General features: G+C 66.3%; 15 protein-coding genes and 1 tRNA gene. 3 read left to right on the top strand and 13 right to left on the bottom strand.

Annotated features, from left to right (window positions below):
- Nucleotide 1: 1 nt before the first annotated feature.
- The 6 genes from QKY98_RS15285 to QKY98_RS15260 all read right to left on the bottom strand — a co-directional run bounded on the left by QKY98_RS15285 (nucleotide 2) and on the right by QKY98_RS15260 (nucleotide 3,925).
- Nucleotides 2-77, bottom strand: a tRNA-Ala gene (locus tag QKY98_RS15285).
- A 99-nt stretch (nucleotides 78-176) separates the two neighbouring features.
- On the bottom strand, nucleotides 177-1,055 hold the full coding sequence (locus tag QKY98_RS15280) for a ParB/Srx family N-terminal domain-containing protein (RefSeq protein ID WP_284671177.1): 879 nt from the start codon (nucleotides 1,053-1,055) through the stop codon (nucleotides 177-179).
- 70 nt (nucleotides 1,056-1,125) lie between these two features.
- Complete coding sequence (locus QKY98_RS15275) at nucleotides 1,126-2,247, bottom strand: beta-ketoacyl-ACP synthase III (protein WP_027597597.1); 1,122 nt, start codon at nucleotides 2,245-2,247, stop codon at nucleotides 1,126-1,128.
- A 72-nt stretch (nucleotides 2,248-2,319) separates the two neighbouring features.
- The gene (locus QKY98_RS15270) at nucleotides 2,320-3,309 is read right to left on the bottom strand and encodes a DctP family TRAP transporter solute-binding subunit (RefSeq protein WP_027597596.1); all 990 of its coding nucleotides are present in this window, start codon (nucleotides 3,307-3,309) and stop codon (nucleotides 2,320-2,322) included.
- Between the two features lie 187 nt (nucleotides 3,310-3,496).
- Nucleotides 3,497-3,628: a hypothetical protein gene (locus QKY98_RS15265; RefSeq protein ID WP_007162893.1), complete on the bottom strand. Its 132-nt coding sequence runs from the start codon at nucleotides 3,626-3,628 to the stop codon at nucleotides 3,497-3,499.
- Nucleotides 3,629-3,685: 57 nt separating this feature from the next.
- Nucleotides 3,686-3,925: a DUF2789 domain-containing protein gene (locus QKY98_RS15260; RefSeq protein WP_007162892.1), complete on the bottom strand. Its 240-nt coding sequence runs from the start codon at nucleotides 3,923-3,925 to the stop codon at nucleotides 3,686-3,688.
- 138 nt (nucleotides 3,926-4,063) lie between these two features.
- On the opposite strand from QKY98_RS15260, the gene cprA reads away from it, so the two are divergent.
- Nucleotides 4,064-5,215 (top strand): cationic peptide resistance protein CprA, encoded by a 1,152-nt coding sequence (gene cprA, locus QKY98_RS15255; RefSeq protein ID WP_037007239.1) that lies wholly within the window; start codon nucleotides 4,064-4,066, stop codon nucleotides 5,213-5,215.
- Between the two features lie 42 nt (nucleotides 5,216-5,257).
- Here cprA and QKY98_RS15250 read toward each other — a convergent pair whose 3' ends face one another.
- Nucleotides 5,258-6,196, bottom strand: a complete 939-nt coding sequence (locus tag QKY98_RS15250; protein WP_027597594.1) for a bestrophin family protein — start codon at nucleotides 6,194-6,196, stop codon at nucleotides 5,258-5,260.
- 283 nt (nucleotides 6,197-6,479) lie between these two features.
- On the opposite strand from QKY98_RS15250, the gene QKY98_RS15245 reads away from it, so the two are divergent.
- Complete coding sequence (locus QKY98_RS15245) at nucleotides 6,480-7,118, top strand: DsbA family oxidoreductase (protein ID WP_027597593.1); 639 nt, start codon at nucleotides 6,480-6,482, stop codon at nucleotides 7,116-7,118.
- On the opposite strand, the gene def is transcribed toward QKY98_RS15245, so the two are convergent.
- Nucleotides 7,115-7,654: a peptide deformylase gene (gene def, locus QKY98_RS15240; RefSeq protein WP_144955179.1), complete on the bottom strand. Its 540-nt coding sequence runs from the start codon at nucleotides 7,652-7,654 to the stop codon at nucleotides 7,115-7,117. The genes QKY98_RS15245 and def overlap by 4 nt on opposite strands.
- A 59-nt stretch (nucleotides 7,655-7,713) precedes the next feature.
- Between def and QKY98_RS15235 the strand changes: the two genes are divergently transcribed.
- A complete protein-coding gene (locus QKY98_RS15235) occupies nucleotides 7,714-8,904 on the top strand; it encodes a serine hydrolase domain-containing protein (protein WP_284671176.1) in 1,191 nt (396 codons plus the stop codon).
- Here QKY98_RS15235 and QKY98_RS15230 read toward each other — a convergent pair.
- The 5 genes from QKY98_RS15230 to QKY98_RS15210 all read right to left on the bottom strand — a co-directional run bounded on the left by QKY98_RS15230 (nucleotide 8,892) and on the right by QKY98_RS15210 (nucleotide 13,903).
- Complete coding sequence (locus QKY98_RS15230; RefSeq protein ID WP_284671175.1) at nucleotides 8,892-9,746, bottom strand: hypothetical protein; 855 nt, start codon at nucleotides 9,744-9,746, stop codon at nucleotides 8,892-8,894. The two genes, QKY98_RS15235 and QKY98_RS15230, sit on opposite strands and share 13 nt — an antisense overlap.
- A 3-nt stretch (nucleotides 9,747-9,749) precedes the next feature.
- Nucleotides 9,750-10,652, bottom strand: coding sequence for a response regulator (locus tag QKY98_RS15225; RefSeq protein WP_027597590.1), 903 nt, complete (start codon nucleotides 10,650-10,652; stop codon nucleotides 9,750-9,752).
- A gap of 67 nt (nucleotides 10,653-10,719) precedes the next feature.
- Entirely contained in the window at nucleotides 10,720-12,579 is a 1,860-nt protein-coding gene (locus tag QKY98_RS15220) for a M48 family metallopeptidase (protein ID WP_284671174.1), read from the bottom strand.
- 4 nt (nucleotides 12,580-12,583) lie between these two features.
- Nucleotides 12,584-13,171, bottom strand: a complete 588-nt coding sequence (locus QKY98_RS15215) for a LemA family protein (RefSeq protein ID WP_007162885.1) — start codon at nucleotides 13,169-13,171, stop codon at nucleotides 12,584-12,586.
- A 123-nt stretch (nucleotides 13,172-13,294) separates the two neighbouring features.
- Nucleotides 13,295-13,903 (bottom strand): hypothetical protein, encoded by a 609-nt coding sequence (locus tag QKY98_RS15210; RefSeq protein ID WP_284671173.1) that lies wholly within the window; start codon nucleotides 13,901-13,903, stop codon nucleotides 13,295-13,297.
- Nucleotides 13,904-14,223: the final 320 nt, after the last annotated feature.

The following is a 14,223-nucleotide window of genomic DNA, read 5'->3' as shown; positions in this document are numbered from 1 at the left end:
TTGGTGGAGCTAGACGGGATCGAACCGTCGACCTCTTGCATGCCATGCAAGCGCTCTCCCAGCTGAGCTATAGCCCCGTCGGTCAGGACGGGGCGCATGTTAAGAGGCCCGGCCTCCCCTGTCAACACCAATAAGAAAAAAACCTGCTAGTAACAGACACTTAAGCCGGAAACCGACTAGATCGCCCGGCACAGGGCCGCACGCTGGGCGCGGGCGGCCAGCAGGTAGGTGAACTTGCCATCGCTGGAGGAGAGCTTGCGCAGGACCTTCTTGTCCAGGGCGCGATAGGCCCCCATTTCCAGCGCCGTACGGCCCGAGCTGCCGATCAGCATGCCCGGGTTGGCCACCATCAGCCTGGCGGCCTGCTCCACCGCCTTGGCGTAGCTCTTGCGATCGTCGAGATCGTAGTCCCGCAGCGGCAGTAGCATGCGCAGCCACTCGGCCCAGTAGAACTCGAGGAATTCCGACGGCAATACCCGGCCATCCGGGGTGCGCGGCTTGTCGTAGCCGATCTGGCGGGTGAAATAGACCAGGGCCCGGTAGGGGTCGTCGGCCATGGCGGAGAGCCCTAGGGTCGGCGGCAGCTGCTCGGGCAGGATGGGCCGGCCCTGGGGATCCTTGAGCCAGGCCTTGCGCTCGTCGAGCAGGCGGATCCAGAAGTCGGCCATGGTCGCGGCGTCGCTGAAATCGTCGGTGACCCTGACCCACACCGGGGTCTCGGGGCCGCCACCGGGGTGCTCCCAGAAGGCGGAAAAGGTGTGGTGGCCGTCGGTGAGATAGAGCTGCCGCCCCGGACCTATGACGACGGTCTTCATTTCATCCGGACAGCTACCCGGCGGCCGTACCCCGAGGGCGTCGCCGGCCGAGCGCAGACTGGTGCTCGGCTGGAAGCCACCACTCAGGTGCTGGCCGTTGGCTTCGCAGTAGTCGTCGAACAGCTTGCGCCGGTCGCAGGCGTACTTGCCGAGCTTGTACAGCACCTGGTCGTGGCCGATCGCGGGCTGGGTGGGGCGCAGCTGATGCAGTTGCACCTGGAGCAGACTTCCTGGCGGCACGGGGTCTTCCTATTTCAAGAGGTCTTCCCAGGTCCGACAACGGTCATCCCGGGAAGACTCCTGCCGTCGATCAGACCTTGCGCAGCACCACGCTGCCGATGGAATAGCCCGCGCCAAAGGAGCTGAGCACGCCCAGGCTGCCGCTGGCCAGATCCTCATGGTGCAGATGCAGCGCGATGACCGAACCGGCCGAGCTGGTGTTGCCGTAGGTATCGAGAATGACCGGCGCCTCGTTGGGCTCGGGTTCGCGCCCCAGCAGGCGTTTGACGATGAGCTGATTCATCGCCAGGTTGGCCTGGTGCAGCCAGAAGCGCGAGACCCGCTCGACGGGGATGTCCAGTTCGGCCAGGTGATTGCCGATCAGCTCGGCCACCAGGGGGCAGACCTCCTTGAACACCTTGCGCCCTTCCTGGACGAACAGCTTGTCCGGGTGGGTCATGCCCTCCTCCGCCGCGCGGTTGAGGAAGCCGAAGTTGTTGCGGATGTTGTTGGAGAACTGGGTGAACAACCGGGTACCGAGGATCTCGAAGCGGTGCGCCGAGGTCGCCTGGTCGGCACGCTCCACCACCAGGGCGGTGGCAGCATCGCCAAAGATGAAATGGCTGTCGCGGTCGCGGAAATTCAGGTGGCCGGTGCAGATCTCCGGATCGATCACCAGTACCGCCCGCGCCTGCCCCAGTTGCACGGCGTTGGCCGCGGTCTGCAGGCCGAAGGTCGCCGAGGAGCAGGCGACGTTCATGTCGAAGCCGTAGCCCTGGATACCCAGCGCGGCCTGGACCTCGATGGCCACCGCCGGATAGGGCCGCTGCAGGTTGGAACAGGCGACGATGACGCCGTCGATGTCGGCGGCCGTCCGTCCGGCGCGATCCAGGGCCTCGCGTGCCGCGGCGACACCCATCTCGCAGAGGATCGAGGGCTCGTCGTTGGAACGCTCGGGGATACGCGGCACCATGCGCGCCGGATCGAGGATGCCGGCCTTGTCGACCACATGGCGGCTGCGGATGCCGGAGGCCTTCTCGATGAAGGCGGCGCTGGATTCAGGCTGGGGCGCCAGGCTGCCCTGGGCGATGGCGTCGGCATGCTCGGCATTCCACTGGCCTGCCCACTGGTTGAAGGACGCAACCAGCTCGTCGTTGGAAATGCTTTCGGGCGGCGTATAGAGCCCACTACCGCTGATGACCGCGTGCTGCACGGCTATTCCTCTTGTTGTCGGGATGACGCCGTGCCAGTTTGCCGCAAATCCAGGGTGGACGCCCGTGCAATCTCAGCGCCGATTGGCCGCCTCGGCGGCGCGCAGGACATCGCTGCCCACTTCGCTTTCGTACCCCTTGATCAGGGGCGCCACCGCCGCGCGCCAGGCCTCGCGCTCGGCAGCCGTCGGCACCAGGATCTTGCTGGTATTGGCCGCCACCACCCGCTCGCGTGCCTTGGCATTGATCGTTTCGGCATCGCGATTCACCGACTGGGACACCTCGTCGAGGATGGCCTCCAGCTCGCTGCGGATTTCGAAGGGCAGCCCGTTCCAGAAGGTGGTGTTGGTGATGAGCATGTAGGTGAGGAAGCTGTGGTTGTCCTCGACGATGTAGGGCTGCACGGTATTGATCTTCTGCCCCAGCAGGTTCGACCAGGGGTTTTCCGCGCCCTGGACCTTACCGGTGCGCAGGGCGTCGTAGACCTGGGCGAAGGGCAGCTTGACCGCCTGGGCGCCGAGCTGCTGGTAGTAGGCCGCCAGCACATCGGAGGACTCGACGCGGAAGCTCAGGCCCCTGAGGTCGGCGGGAACGTGGATTTCCCGGGTGGCCGAGAGTTGCCGGCCACCGTTGTTCCAATAGGCCAGCCCGGTGATGCCATGGGGGACCAGGCTGCCCAGCAGCTCGCGACTCTTGTCGCGGCGCTGAAAGCGCTTGACCGCCTCGATATTGTCGAACAGGAAGGGCAGATCGTAGACCTTAAGCGGCTTGGCCAGGGCATTGAGCTTGGAAACCGAGGGTGCCAGCAGCTGGACCCTGTTGCTGCGCAGCGCCTCCAGTTCGTCGGCATCGCCCACCAGGCTGGAGTTGGGATAGACCTCGATCTTGACCTTGCCCGCCAGGCGTTCCTGCACCAGCTTCTGCAACTGCAGGGCACCGCGCCCCTTGGGCGTGTCGTCCGTCACCACATGGGCGAACTTGATGACGATGGGTTCGGCCACGGCGAAGGGCATGGCCAAAGCGATAAGCGAGCCGGCCAGGGTGGCGAAAAAGGTCTTGATCATGAGATTCCCTGCGTTGAACGATCCATCGGATCGCCTGCGCGACCCCGGTCGCGATGCGTGCGCGACGCGATTACCTTAGCAGCCGCGGCGGGAAAGGCTGGTCAGCGGAGGAAAACGGCACGACGAAAGTGCAGGAAAGCCGGATCAGGGGTAGGAACAGCGCCGTCGAAACGGCGCCAAGAATCCATCAGGGCGAGATGGGATCGCTCGCGGGAAAGGTTTCCTCGACGGATTCGTCGAGTTGCTCTTCGCTGACCTCGTCCTCGTCATCGGCGACGGGCGGATCGTTGGGCTGCTGCTGGGCATGGACGGCGTTCATGGCAAATCTCCGGACACGAGAGGTGTGGCAGGGCTGGAGACCTCCAGCCCTACAGCATTAGTCATGACTATGCAGACGGACGTTCAGCTCGTCGACGATCGGCGCCCAGTCGGCGTCGCCCATGATTTCGTCCTTGAGAAAGGCCTTTTGCGCCGGCGACCAGAAGTCGGCCTCGGACACCTTGACCTCGTCGGGCAGTGGCGAATGACTGGCGATGAAGTCGTCGATGGCAGCCGGATCGGAGTCCAGGCCCAGTTGTTCGAAGAGGGTCGTCAGATCGTGAACGGGAAGTTCCATGGGGGTCTCCAGGCGGTTATCGGTCGTTACGCTGGGCATCTAGAAAGACGCCAGCCTGGAGGGGTTCCCCGGCCTTAATAAATCCTTCAGCGTCGACCCTTAAGGTACGCCCACGTTCCGCCAACCAGGGCCTCCGCCATGTCGCTTCCCGTCTCTTCCATCCAATTCACCGCCGCGCCGCGCCGTATCCTCGTCACCGGCGCCACCGGCTTTCTCGGCGGCGCCGTCACCCTGCGCCTGCTGGAGCTGGGCCATGTCGAAGGGCTGAGATTCCTGGTCCGGGCCGCGACTCCCGCAGAAGGCCTGGAGCGCCTGCTGCAGAATCTGCGCGTGCATGACGTCGACGAGCGCCTGGCCGCCCTGCTCAGGCCCGAACAGATCCTCTGTGGCGACCTGCTGGACACCCACTGGATCGACGCCGCCAAGCCGCTCCTGCAGACGCTGGACGAGGTCATCAACTGCGCGGCGGTCGCCTCCTTCTCGCGCAATCCGAAGATCTGGCCAGTCAACGTCGAAGGCACCTTCGCCCTGGCCGAGGCCTGCGCCCAGTCGCGGCGGCTGAAGCGCTTCCTGCACGTCAGCACCGCCATGGCCTGCGGTCCGCAGCGCCAGTCACCGGTCGCCGAGACCTGGGACTTCCCCGAGCCGGAGCAGCAACTGGTGGACTACACCGCCTCCAAGGCGGCCATCGAACTCAAGCTGCGCAACGAGTTGCCGCTGCTGCCGCTGGTGGTGGCACGCCCTTCCATCGTGGTGGGTCACCGTCGTTCCGGCTGCAAGGCGTCGGGCAGCATCTTCTGGGTGTTCCGCATGGGTTTCGCCCTGGAGCGCTTCACCTGTGGCCTCGACGAGCAGATCGATGTCATTCCGGTGGACTACTGCGCCGAAGCCCTAGTAGAACTGGCCCTCAAGCCCAAGCTGAACTACAGCCTGTATCACATCTCGGCGGGCAATGCCGGCGCCTGCACCTTTGGTGAAATCGACGAGGCCTATGCCGGCGCCATGGGCGATGCCCCGGTGGGCGAGCGCTATCGCCAGGTGGACAGCGCCGATCTCAAGGAACTGGCGGCCGACTTCAACGAACGTATCGGCCCGGCGAATCCGCGGCTGGTGCTGCGGGCGCTCAAGCTGTACGGCGGCTTCGCCGATCTGAACTACCTGTTCGACAATCAGCGTCTGCTGGACGAAGGCATCGCCGCCCCGCCGCGCTTCACCGACTACCTGGATGTCTGCGTGCATTCCTCGCGCGACATCAGCATCCCGGCGCAGATGCAGTGGGACTTCAAGTAAGGCCCATGCCCGGGGCTGGCGATGGCCAGCCCCGGGCGCCGCTCAGACGGAATCCTTCTCCGGCGAGCTCAACCGCGAATCCCGCACGATCTCGCTGACCGAGGCGTAACCCCCGCGGGCATCGCGCAGCATGGTGCGCAGGTTGCCTTCGATGGTATTGCAGATGGTGCCCATGGTGATCTGGTGCCGACTGCGCTGGAAGGGACTCTGCAGATCGGTTCCGACCTTTTCCAGCGCCAGGAACATGAAGCCCACCACGGTGGAGGCCAGCGGCGTGTACCACTCCAGGCTTTCCACCAGGCCGATGGGCATCAGCACGCAGAACAGGAAGACGAATAGCCGCGGGAAGTTGACGTAGGGATAGGGCAAGGGCGTGTTGGCGATGCGCTCCATGCCGCCCTGCCAGTTGGACATGTCGACGAAGGTGGCTTCCAGGCGCTCCAGGCGGATGCTGTCCAGGCGACCGGCGCGGTACTCCAGGGCGATCAGACTGGAAGAGCCGCTGAGGATGGCGTTGGCGAAGTTGTTGGTCTCCTTGCGCATCGCCCACTCCTCCTTGCCTAGGTAGGTGCGGACTTCCTTGGGCAGCGGGTCGCCGCTGAGCTGGCAGGCCAGGCAGCGGACATAGGCGAGATGGCGCTCGATGAGCACCGTCTTGATGGCGTTGAAATGCTCGTCGCCATCGTCGATGAGCGTCAGCGCCTGCCGGGCGAAGCTGCGCGAGCTGTTGACCATGCCGCCCCAGAGGGTGCGCGCTTCCCACCAGCGCTGATAGGCACTGGTGTTGCGAAAGCTGGTCAGCACGATCAGCGCCGAGCCGATCAGGGTCAGGGGGATGTTGGGCAGCTGCGCCCGTTGGTCGACGAAGATCATGTAGTCGACGGTGACGGCGATGTCCCACAGCAGCAGCCAGAAAACCGACCAGCCGACGTAGCTGAAGGTTTGCCGAAGGAATGTCAGTTTGCGTTCGAAAAAACCCAAGGTGATAGTCCTTAGCGCGTGAAAGAAAGGATGCAGCCATAGGAACCTGGGGTCGGGGACAGGTTCAAGGCAAGCGTCTAGAGCGCGGATCGCCACCCATTTCACGCAATTGGCCGGTGGCCATTCCGTTTCCGGATATGAAGAGGACGTCGGTTGCTGGCTGCCAACCTCCGGCTCGCAACCCGTACTTGGGGGCCCTATCGGCCGTGGATATCGGCACGTTCACCGAACATCCGCTTTCGGGTGCGGTCCGACAGACACCATGCCCTTCCGGAGCACTGCCATGACCGCCACCCCGCGCGTTCGTCTGGATGTCTGGAGCGATTACGTCTGTCCGTTCTGCTACCTGGAGCTGCCCCAGCTGGCGCGTCTGCAGGAGGAATTCGGCGACCAGCTGGCCATCGAGTGGCATGCCTTCGAATTGCGTCCCGAGCCCACGCCCACCCTCGACCCTGCCGGTGACTACCTGCGCCGGACCTGGGATCGCGCCGTCTATCCCATGGCGGCGGAATACGGCATGGTGCTGCGGCTGCCGCCCGTGCAACCCCGCAGTCGCCTGGCGCTCGAAGCGGCGGAATTCGCCCGCGAGCAGGATCGCTTCGACGCCTTCCACCTGGCGGTCTTCCAGGCCTTTTTCGAAGAGGGTCGGGATATCGGCGAGCTGGATGTGCTGCTCGACCTGGCGCGTCACAGCGGTCTGGACAGCGAGGCGTTGAGAGCCAGCCTGGCCCGGGGCGACCATACCGATGTCGTGCTGCACGCCGAGGATCGCGCCGAAGCCCTGGGCATCACCGCGGTGCCGACGCTGCTGCTGCGCTCCGCCGGGGCGCCCGTCGAAGAGGCTCGCGCCCTGGATGGCGCGGTGCCCTTCGCCCAGTTGGCGGCGGCCGTCAGAGCGCAGCTGGAGGCCGCCGGCGCCTAGCGCTGCGCGGCCGCGGTCAGCTCGGGAAACAGTACCTCGGTGAAGCCGAAGCGGGCGAAATCCTGGATGCGCGAGGGATAGAGTCGCCCGATCAGGTGATCGTATTCGTGCAGCACCACCCGTGCATGGAAGCCTTCGGCCTCCTGGTCCACCGGACGACCGTCGCCATCCACGCCCCGATAGCGGATCCGCCGCGGCCGTGGCACCTCGCCGCGCAACCCCGGGATCGACAGGCAGCCTTCCCAGCCCAGCTCCTCGCTGGCGTCCAGCACCTGGATCCGCGGATTGATCAGCACCTGCAGGGGCACCGGCGCCGCCTCGGGATAGCGGACATTGCGCTCGAAACCGAAGACCATCAGTTGCAGGTCTTCGCCGATCTGCGGCGCCGCGAGGCCCACGCCACCGGCGGCGGCCATGGTGTCGAACATGTCCTGGATCAGCCCCTGCAGCTCGGCCGAACCGAAGCGCTCGGCCGCCACCGGCGGTGCCACCCGCAGCAGGCGGGGATCGCCCATCTTCAAAATGTCACGAATCATGCGAGGATTCCTCCTTTGGCCGGTCCAGCCGCCGGCGATTCGCCAGGAGCTTAAACCAGATGTCTTCCCTACTGCTCGCCAGCGCACTCGGCCTCGGCCTGAGTACCCCCCTTGCCCAGGCCGAGGACGCGGCCCTCGCCGCCCGCCTCGATCCGATCCTGGAACAGGCCATCGCCCAGCAGCGCATCGTCGGCACCGTGGTCATGGTCGCTCACCAGGGCCGCGTGGTGTATCGGCGCGCCGCCGGTTTCGCCGATCGCGAAGCCCGGCGGCCGATGCAGGAAGACCAGCTGTTTCGCTTCGCCTCCCTGACCAAGCCGCTGGTGGCCGTGACCGCCTTGCGGCTGGCGGACCAGGGCCGCCTGGATCTGCAGGCGCCGGTCAGTCGCTACCTGCCCTACTTCACCCCGGCTCTGGCCGATGGCACTGCGGCCACGCCGACCCTGGCGCAGCTGCTCAGCCACACCGCCGGCCTGCACTATGGTTTCGGCGAAGACCAGCACGGTCCCTATCACCGTGCCGGGGTATCCGACGGCCTGGATGATGCCTCCCTGACCCTGGAAGAAAACCTCCGACGCCTGGCGGGGGTGCCGCTGGACTTCCAGCCGGGCACCCAGTGGCGCTACTCCCTTGGGCTGGACGTGATGGGCGGCGTGCTGGCGGCCGCCACCGGGCAGCCCCTGCCGGCGGTCGTCCAGCGGGAGGTGGCCGCACCGCTGGGTCTGCACGACCTGAGCTTCCACGTCAGCGAAGCCGGGCGCCTGGCCACGGCCTATCGCGACGGCTATCCGCGCCCCGAACCCATGAGCGAGCCCTATCTGCTACCCATGCCCAAGGGCGGCATTCTCTATTCGCCGGCACGCGCCCTTTCGGCGCAGGCCTTCGCCTCGGGCGGCGGTGGCATGCAGGGCAGCGCGGGCGACTATCTCGCCTTTCTCGAGGCGCTCCGCCAGGGGCGGCTGCTCCAACCGGCCAGCCAGCGCCTGTTCATGGAAGACCAGATCCCTGAGCTGCAGCGCGACGACGCCCCGGGCTGGGGCTTTAGCCTGGGCGCGGCGGTGCTGCGCGATGCCCGGGTGGCGAAGACCCCGCAGACGCCTGGCACCCTGCAATGGGGTGGCGTCTACGGCAATGCCTGGTTCATCGACCCGGCGCGCGAGCTGAGCGTGGTCATCCTCACCAACACGGCGATCGCCGGCATGAGCGGCCCCTTCCCCGACGCCATCCGTGATGCCCTTTACCGCGACTGAGCGGCGTCCAGCCGGGCCTGCAGCGCCTGCAGCTGCTCCTGCAGCGCGGCATGCTCCTGTTGCAGGGCTTGATAGCTGTCGGTGACGGCGTCGGTATCGATGAACACCTGCTCGATGAACTCCTTTTCCACCAGGGTGCGCGACAGCTTCGCCCGCTCCTCTTCGAGACTCTCGCGCAGGGTCTCCAGCTCCTCCTGCGGGCGCCCATCCACCTCGGCCACGCCCGCCGCGGCCGGCGCCGCGGGCTGTTGCCGCAGCCGCAGCAGCTCTTCGCCGAGTCGCTGTACCTTCACCTTGAGCTGATCGCGCTCGCGGCGCACTTCCAGCAGGGTGCCCTGCACCCGATCGTGATCGAGACTGAGGCGCTGCAGCTTGGCTTCCGCACCGCGCATCTCGCGATTCTGCACATGCAGGTTGGTGATCAGCTTGTGCGCCCGGTCCAGCTTGGACTTGAGATCGTCCAGCTTGAATTCCAGACTCTCGCGATGGGACAGCAGGTCGTCGATATAGGGCTGGTTGGTCTTCTTCCAGTCCGGATAGTCGTCACCGCCCACCCCGTCGAGGCGGCCTACCAGATCCAGGCTGTCGCTGATGGCCTGCCCCAGGGGCTCGACATCCGCCTGCCGCGCCGCGTCGATCAGGCTGGCAGCGGTCTCGGCCTGACTGGTGAGCGGCAGCGGCGCGCCGGGCGCAGACGCCGCAGGGACCTCGGGGTCCTCGACCGCGGCCTCGGGGCGTGGAAAGAGGCGCTGCCAGAGCAGGGTCAGGACCAGGGCGATGAGCAGGACATTGGACAGGGTGACCAGCAGGAAACCCCATTCGACGAAGCGCGAGTCGGCCATCCCCTAGCTCAACAGGAAGGCGATGAAGCCGTCACCCAGCCCGGGAAAGGACAGGCTGAAATCGGCGCGACCATTGTTCTGCCGCCAGAGGCTGTAGAGCTTCTCGAAGGGCTTCTGCACCAGGTGACTGGTGCTGAGTACCAGCGGCGCACCACCCTTGCCGGCGGAGATCATGCCGCTGAGGTCGGCGAGGAAGGCGGTGGCGTTCTCGTAGATTTCCCGGCTCAGGGTCGCGCTGGCAATGGCGCTGTGGATGGCTGCCGGCGCGAGTCCGGCCAGGGAGCCACCGAGAATGCAGGCCGCGTTGAGGTCCAGCAGGCAGACGGCTTCCAGTGCCTTGCTCTGCGGATGGCCATAGATGCCGATCACATAGGGCAAGGCCAGCCGATCAACCGGAATCGGCGCCATGGGCTCTATCTGGCAGACGATGGACGAGAGGCCGAGCAACTGGCGGATGCGCTGTGGGTCAGGGTTGAAACGAGTCGGGATCGGCAGGCTCTCGCGACCGGAGGATTCAATGGCCTGTTCGGCGCTGGCGCCATCCTGCAGCACGGTGAGCACCGCCTGCTGCAGGGTTTCCTGGGCGAAGGGCTTAGTCACCACGAAGGCTGCGCCATTGCGGTAGGCCGCCTCGATGTTGCGCGCCGACGACTCGGTGGTGACAAAACCCACGTGGATGTCGGCGCCCACCCGCTGACGGATCGCCTGGAGCAGTTCCAGACCGGTCATGCCGGGCATGTGCCAGTCGGTGAGCACCAGGTTGGGCGTCCAACTCTCCAGCAGCGCCACGGCTTCCTCACCGGTGGACGCCACGCGCAATTCGATATCCCTGTAACCGGTATTCGCCAGAATCCGCTTGATGATGGTCTGGACCGCTCGACTGTCGTCTACCACGAGGAACTTCATGCATCATCCTGAATTATGAACGCCACGTTATCCCTCGGCGAGCTGTCGCCGCGGGCGCCAGTGTGGATCACAGTGCAGATATCACCTGGCCAGTATCAGCCGAACGGCAACCTTTTTGCGAGAGCTTGTCATCGGCGAGTGAAAGGTATTCGTCCAGGGCGGGATACGGCAATTCGAGGACCGTACAATAGAGCCTCAGCAGCTCCAGCTCTGCGGTTTGCACCCTTTCGTCCGCCTCGATGAGACAGAGCAGGCCCTCCAGTACCAGGGTGCGCGCCGCCACGCTCAGTTGGGCGAGCTGCGCCAGGGCGCCGTCCAGCGCCGGACGCCAGGGACGCGGCGGCGCGTAGCTACAGTGCAAACCGGGAAAGGTACGGGCGACGGCGAGCAGGAAGGCCCGACGAGCGGCCTGGACGTCATCGTGGCTCTGTTCGGCGGCCACCGCATAGAAGGTAAGGACCGCGGTCCGGGCCTGCGCCAGCTTGCCCCGCCCCGACAGCCGTTGGCGACCAGGCGCCAAGCTGGCAATCAGCTGACGCTGGATGATCTGCGCCAGGCAGTAGCGGGACAACTCCAGGTCCGGCGCAGCGGCGAAGCCTGCCTTGAGATCGATCAGCAGCTGGCGCAGGACCGGCCGCGGCAGTTGGCGGATGGCTGGAAAGGTCAGTTGCGCCACCGGCAGCCGCAGAGAGGCATGCAGACTGTTCACCCAGCGCGCGCCCTCCCCGCCGCCCGCTGCCGGCGGCGTGCCGGCCAGTGCCAGCAACAGCTCCGCCGCCTGCTGCGGCTGGCGCAGCACTTCGAGCAGGGCCGGTGGAAGGGTGCGCAGGGGCGTATCGGCCAGTGCCGGTGCAACCGGCAGCGCTACGGCGGTCGGCGGCGGCGAAGCGGGCGGCGTACCCCCTGCCACATAGGCGACGCCCATGGGCAGCAAGGCTTCCGCCCGGAGGCGCTCCAACTGCCATTCGTCGAAGTCCGGTTCCAAGAGCTGGATGCGCTCCAGCACCGGGGGATGGGTGGCGAACCAGGAGGCGCCCGAGTCGCCCAGCACCATGTGCGCGACGCTGCGCGCCCGACGGTGATAGAGCCGCCCCTGCAGCGGATGGGCGGCGATCTTCTTCAGGGCATTGGCCAGACCCTGGGGCTGGCGGGTGAACTGCACGGCGGAGGCATCCGCCAGACGCTCGCGTGAGCGCGCCGCCGCGGCCTGGATCAGGTTGGCGAAGAACAGTCCGCAGCCGCCGACCGCCAGCAGCACGGTGCCCAGCAACCAGCCCAGCAGGTGGTTGCCATCGACCCGGGTGATGGTCGAGGTGCGATCCGAGAAGAGCTCCTGTCCGAGGTCGGCGATCAGGCTGATGCCATGCAGCCAGCCCAGCAGGCGCAGATTCAGGCGCATGTCGCCGTTGAGCAGATGACTGAATTCATGGGCGACGACACCCTGCAATTCGTCCCTGTTCAAGAGCTTGAGCGCGCCGCGGGTCAGGCACAGGCTGGCATCTGCCGGTCCGTAGCCGCTGATGAAGGCATTGATGGCCGGCTCGTCCGGCAGCAGGTACAGCCGCGGCACCGGTACGCCGGCGGCCAGGGCCATCTCCGCCACCACGTTGTGCAGCTGACGGGTACGGGGGTCGGTCTGATCGTCCAATGGCACGGCGCCCAGCTGCCTGACCACGGCCTCGCCGCCCTGGCGCGCCAGTTGCCGCACCTTCCAGAAGGAAGCGCCGGCGATGATGCCGGTGAATGCCAGGCCGGTCTTGACCAGCGTCGCCCCACGCCCACCGAGGTAGTCGATCACCTCCCGCGGCAGGAACACCAGGGCCAGACCGGCGCTGGCCAGCGCCATGAGCAGCACCACCAGGGCCAGCAAGGCAAGACACAGCCGGGTGCGCCGGCGCGCCGCGGCCTGGTCGTCGAGAAAGCGCACGCGCTCAGCTCAGGCTGATGCGCGGGGTCTGGCGGGCGGCCCCGTCCGGCAAGGTCAGCGGCTGCGCCAGGCGAAAGCCGAAGCGACGGGCGAGCAGCGATCCGGGGAAAGTCTCGCAGCGATTGTTGTAGTCCATCACCGCATCGTTATGGGCCTGACGGGCGTAGGCCAGGCGATTTTCCGTGGAGCTCAGCTCTTCCATCAGCTGCAGGACCGTGTCGTTGGCCTTGAGCTCCGGATAGGCCTCGCTCACGGCGAACAGCCGCCCAAGGGCGATGCCGAGTCCCTGCTCGCCCTGCTCCAGGGCGTGCAGGGCGACGGGATCCTCCGGCCGGGTCTTGGCCTGGTGCAGGCCGGACTGCGCCTGCTGGCGCGCCGTCATCACCGCCTGCAGCGTTTCGCGCTCGTGCTGCAGATAGCCCTTCACCGCTTCCACCAGATTGGGGATGAGATCGTGCCGGCGGGTGAGCTGGACATCGATCTGGGCGAAGGCGTTGCGGTAGGCGTTACGCGCCGTGACCAGAGCGTTGTAGAGGCTGATCGCGAACAGGCCGAGAGCGACCAGGGCAGCCAGCAGGAGCAGCAGTTTCATCGAATCGTCCTTGAAGGTGCTGAGAATTTCCAGTCTAGGGCGCGCGCCGCTGCGCCCGCTGCACAGCGCGACGGATGCGGCGGTTGAGGGGATGGCTGGTGAATCCGGGGGGCATACCGCGGTTCAAGACGGGGATGGCGTGCCCGGGTCGGTGGGCTGGCGTGGCGCTGCGTCCGCCTTGCGGCCGGGCTGGAGCTGCAGCAGCAGGGCATCGCGCTCCTGACGCATCTGGGCGAGGCTGGTCTGGGTCCGGGTCAGTTCCTCCTGCAGTCGCTGGGCCTGGGCCTCGGAGGCGCGCAATTCGCGATTCTGCGCGCGCAGGCCGGTCACCACCTTGTGCGCCCGCGTCAGCCGCATGACCATGTTGTCGACCTTGAGCTCCAGGGCTTCGCGGTGCGACAGCAACTCCTCGACATAGGGGTCGTCGCTTTTCTTCCACTCGGGATAGTTGCCGTCGTACACCTCTTCCGGACCCTCGTCGAAGAGGTCGACGTTGCGGTTCGCCGCCGGGGCGGGACTGGCGGGAAGTGGCGGCGGCGGAGCGTTGGCAGGCGCGCTGTCGACCACCTCAGGGGCAACCGGCGCCTGCTCCTCGTTAGCGCCCTCGGCCTTGGAAGCCGCGTCGCTGGCGACGTACCGCTGCCACAGCAGAAACACCACCAGCGCGATCAGCAGGATATTGCACAGGGTTATCAGGACGAATCCCCAATCCATCAGCTGTGCATGACTCATCTGCCGCTCCGTGCTCTTCCGGTGACTGGATCCAGGCCTGTCGAGACCTCTCGCCTACCCTGTCGGCGGCGGCGCCTCGTTCTGCAGCCGATTTGAATACAGCTGGCAGCCTAAAGCATTTCTATCAGCCAAGCGGCGCCAGAGCGGAGACGAGTTGTCAGGCACGGGGGTGTGCGCGGTTTTTCCACTGGCCGGCAGAGGCGCTACAGGCTAGGGCCGCGCGGGAAAATCCGGGCGAAAAAAAGCCCGACGCTGGACGTCAGGCTTTGCAACGGTGGGCGGATGTTGGGCTTCGCTGCGCTCAACCCAACCTACGGGAG

It is taken from the genome of Pseudomonas sp. HR1, from assembly GCF_030175875.1.
GTDB lineage: Bacteria > Pseudomonadota > Gammaproteobacteria > Pseudomonadales > Pseudomonadaceae > Chryseomonas > Chryseomonas oryzihabitans.
Note: the sequence above shows the minus strand (reverse complement) of the source record. Positions and strands in the feature narration are given on the sequence as shown.

What these genes read in the sequence shown, in the direction of transcription:
- QKY98_RS15270 (WP_027597596.1), bottom strand. Translation starts at nt 3,309, where the DNA reads ATGATCAAGACCTTTTTCGCCACCCTGGCCGGCTCGCTTATCGCTTTG.
- QKY98_RS15265 (WP_007162893.1), bottom strand. Translation starts at nt 3,628, where the DNA reads ATGAACGCCGTCCATGCCCAGCAGCAGCCCAACGATCCGCCCGTCGCC.
- QKY98_RS15260 (WP_007162892.1), bottom strand. Translation starts at nt 3,925, where the DNA reads ATGGAACTTCCCGTTCACGATCTGACGACCCTCTTCGAACAACTGGGC.
- cprA (WP_037007239.1), top strand. Translation starts at nt 4,064, where the DNA reads ATGTCGCTTCCCGTCTCTTCCATCCAATTCACCGCCGCGCCGCGCCGT.
- QKY98_RS15245 (WP_027597593.1), top strand. Translation starts at nt 6,480, where the DNA reads ATGACCGCCACCCCGCGCGTTCGTCTGGATGTCTGGAGCGATTACGTC.
- def (WP_144955179.1), bottom strand. Translation starts at nt 7,654, where the DNA reads ATGATTCGTGACATTTTGAAGATGGGCGATCCCCGCCTGCTGCGGGTG.
- QKY98_RS15235 (WP_284671176.1), top strand. Translation starts at nt 7,714, where the DNA reads ATGTCTTCCCTACTGCTCGCCAGCGCACTCGGCCTCGGCCTGAGTACC.
- QKY98_RS15230 (WP_284671175.1), bottom strand. Translation starts at nt 9,746, where the DNA reads ATGGCCGACTCGCGCTTCGTCGAATGGGGTTTCCTGCTGGTCACCCTG.
- QKY98_RS15225 (WP_027597590.1), bottom strand. Translation starts at nt 10,652, where the DNA reads ATGAAGTTCCTCGTGGTAGACGACAGTCGAGCGGTCCAGACCATCATC.
- QKY98_RS15215 (WP_007162885.1), bottom strand. Translation starts at nt 13,171, where the DNA reads ATGAAACTGCTGCTCCTGCTGGCTGCCCTGGTCGCTCTCGGCCTGTTC.
- QKY98_RS15210 (WP_284671173.1), bottom strand. Translation starts at nt 13,903, where the DNA reads ATGAGTCATGCACAGCTGATGGATTGGGGATTCGTCCTGATAACCCTG.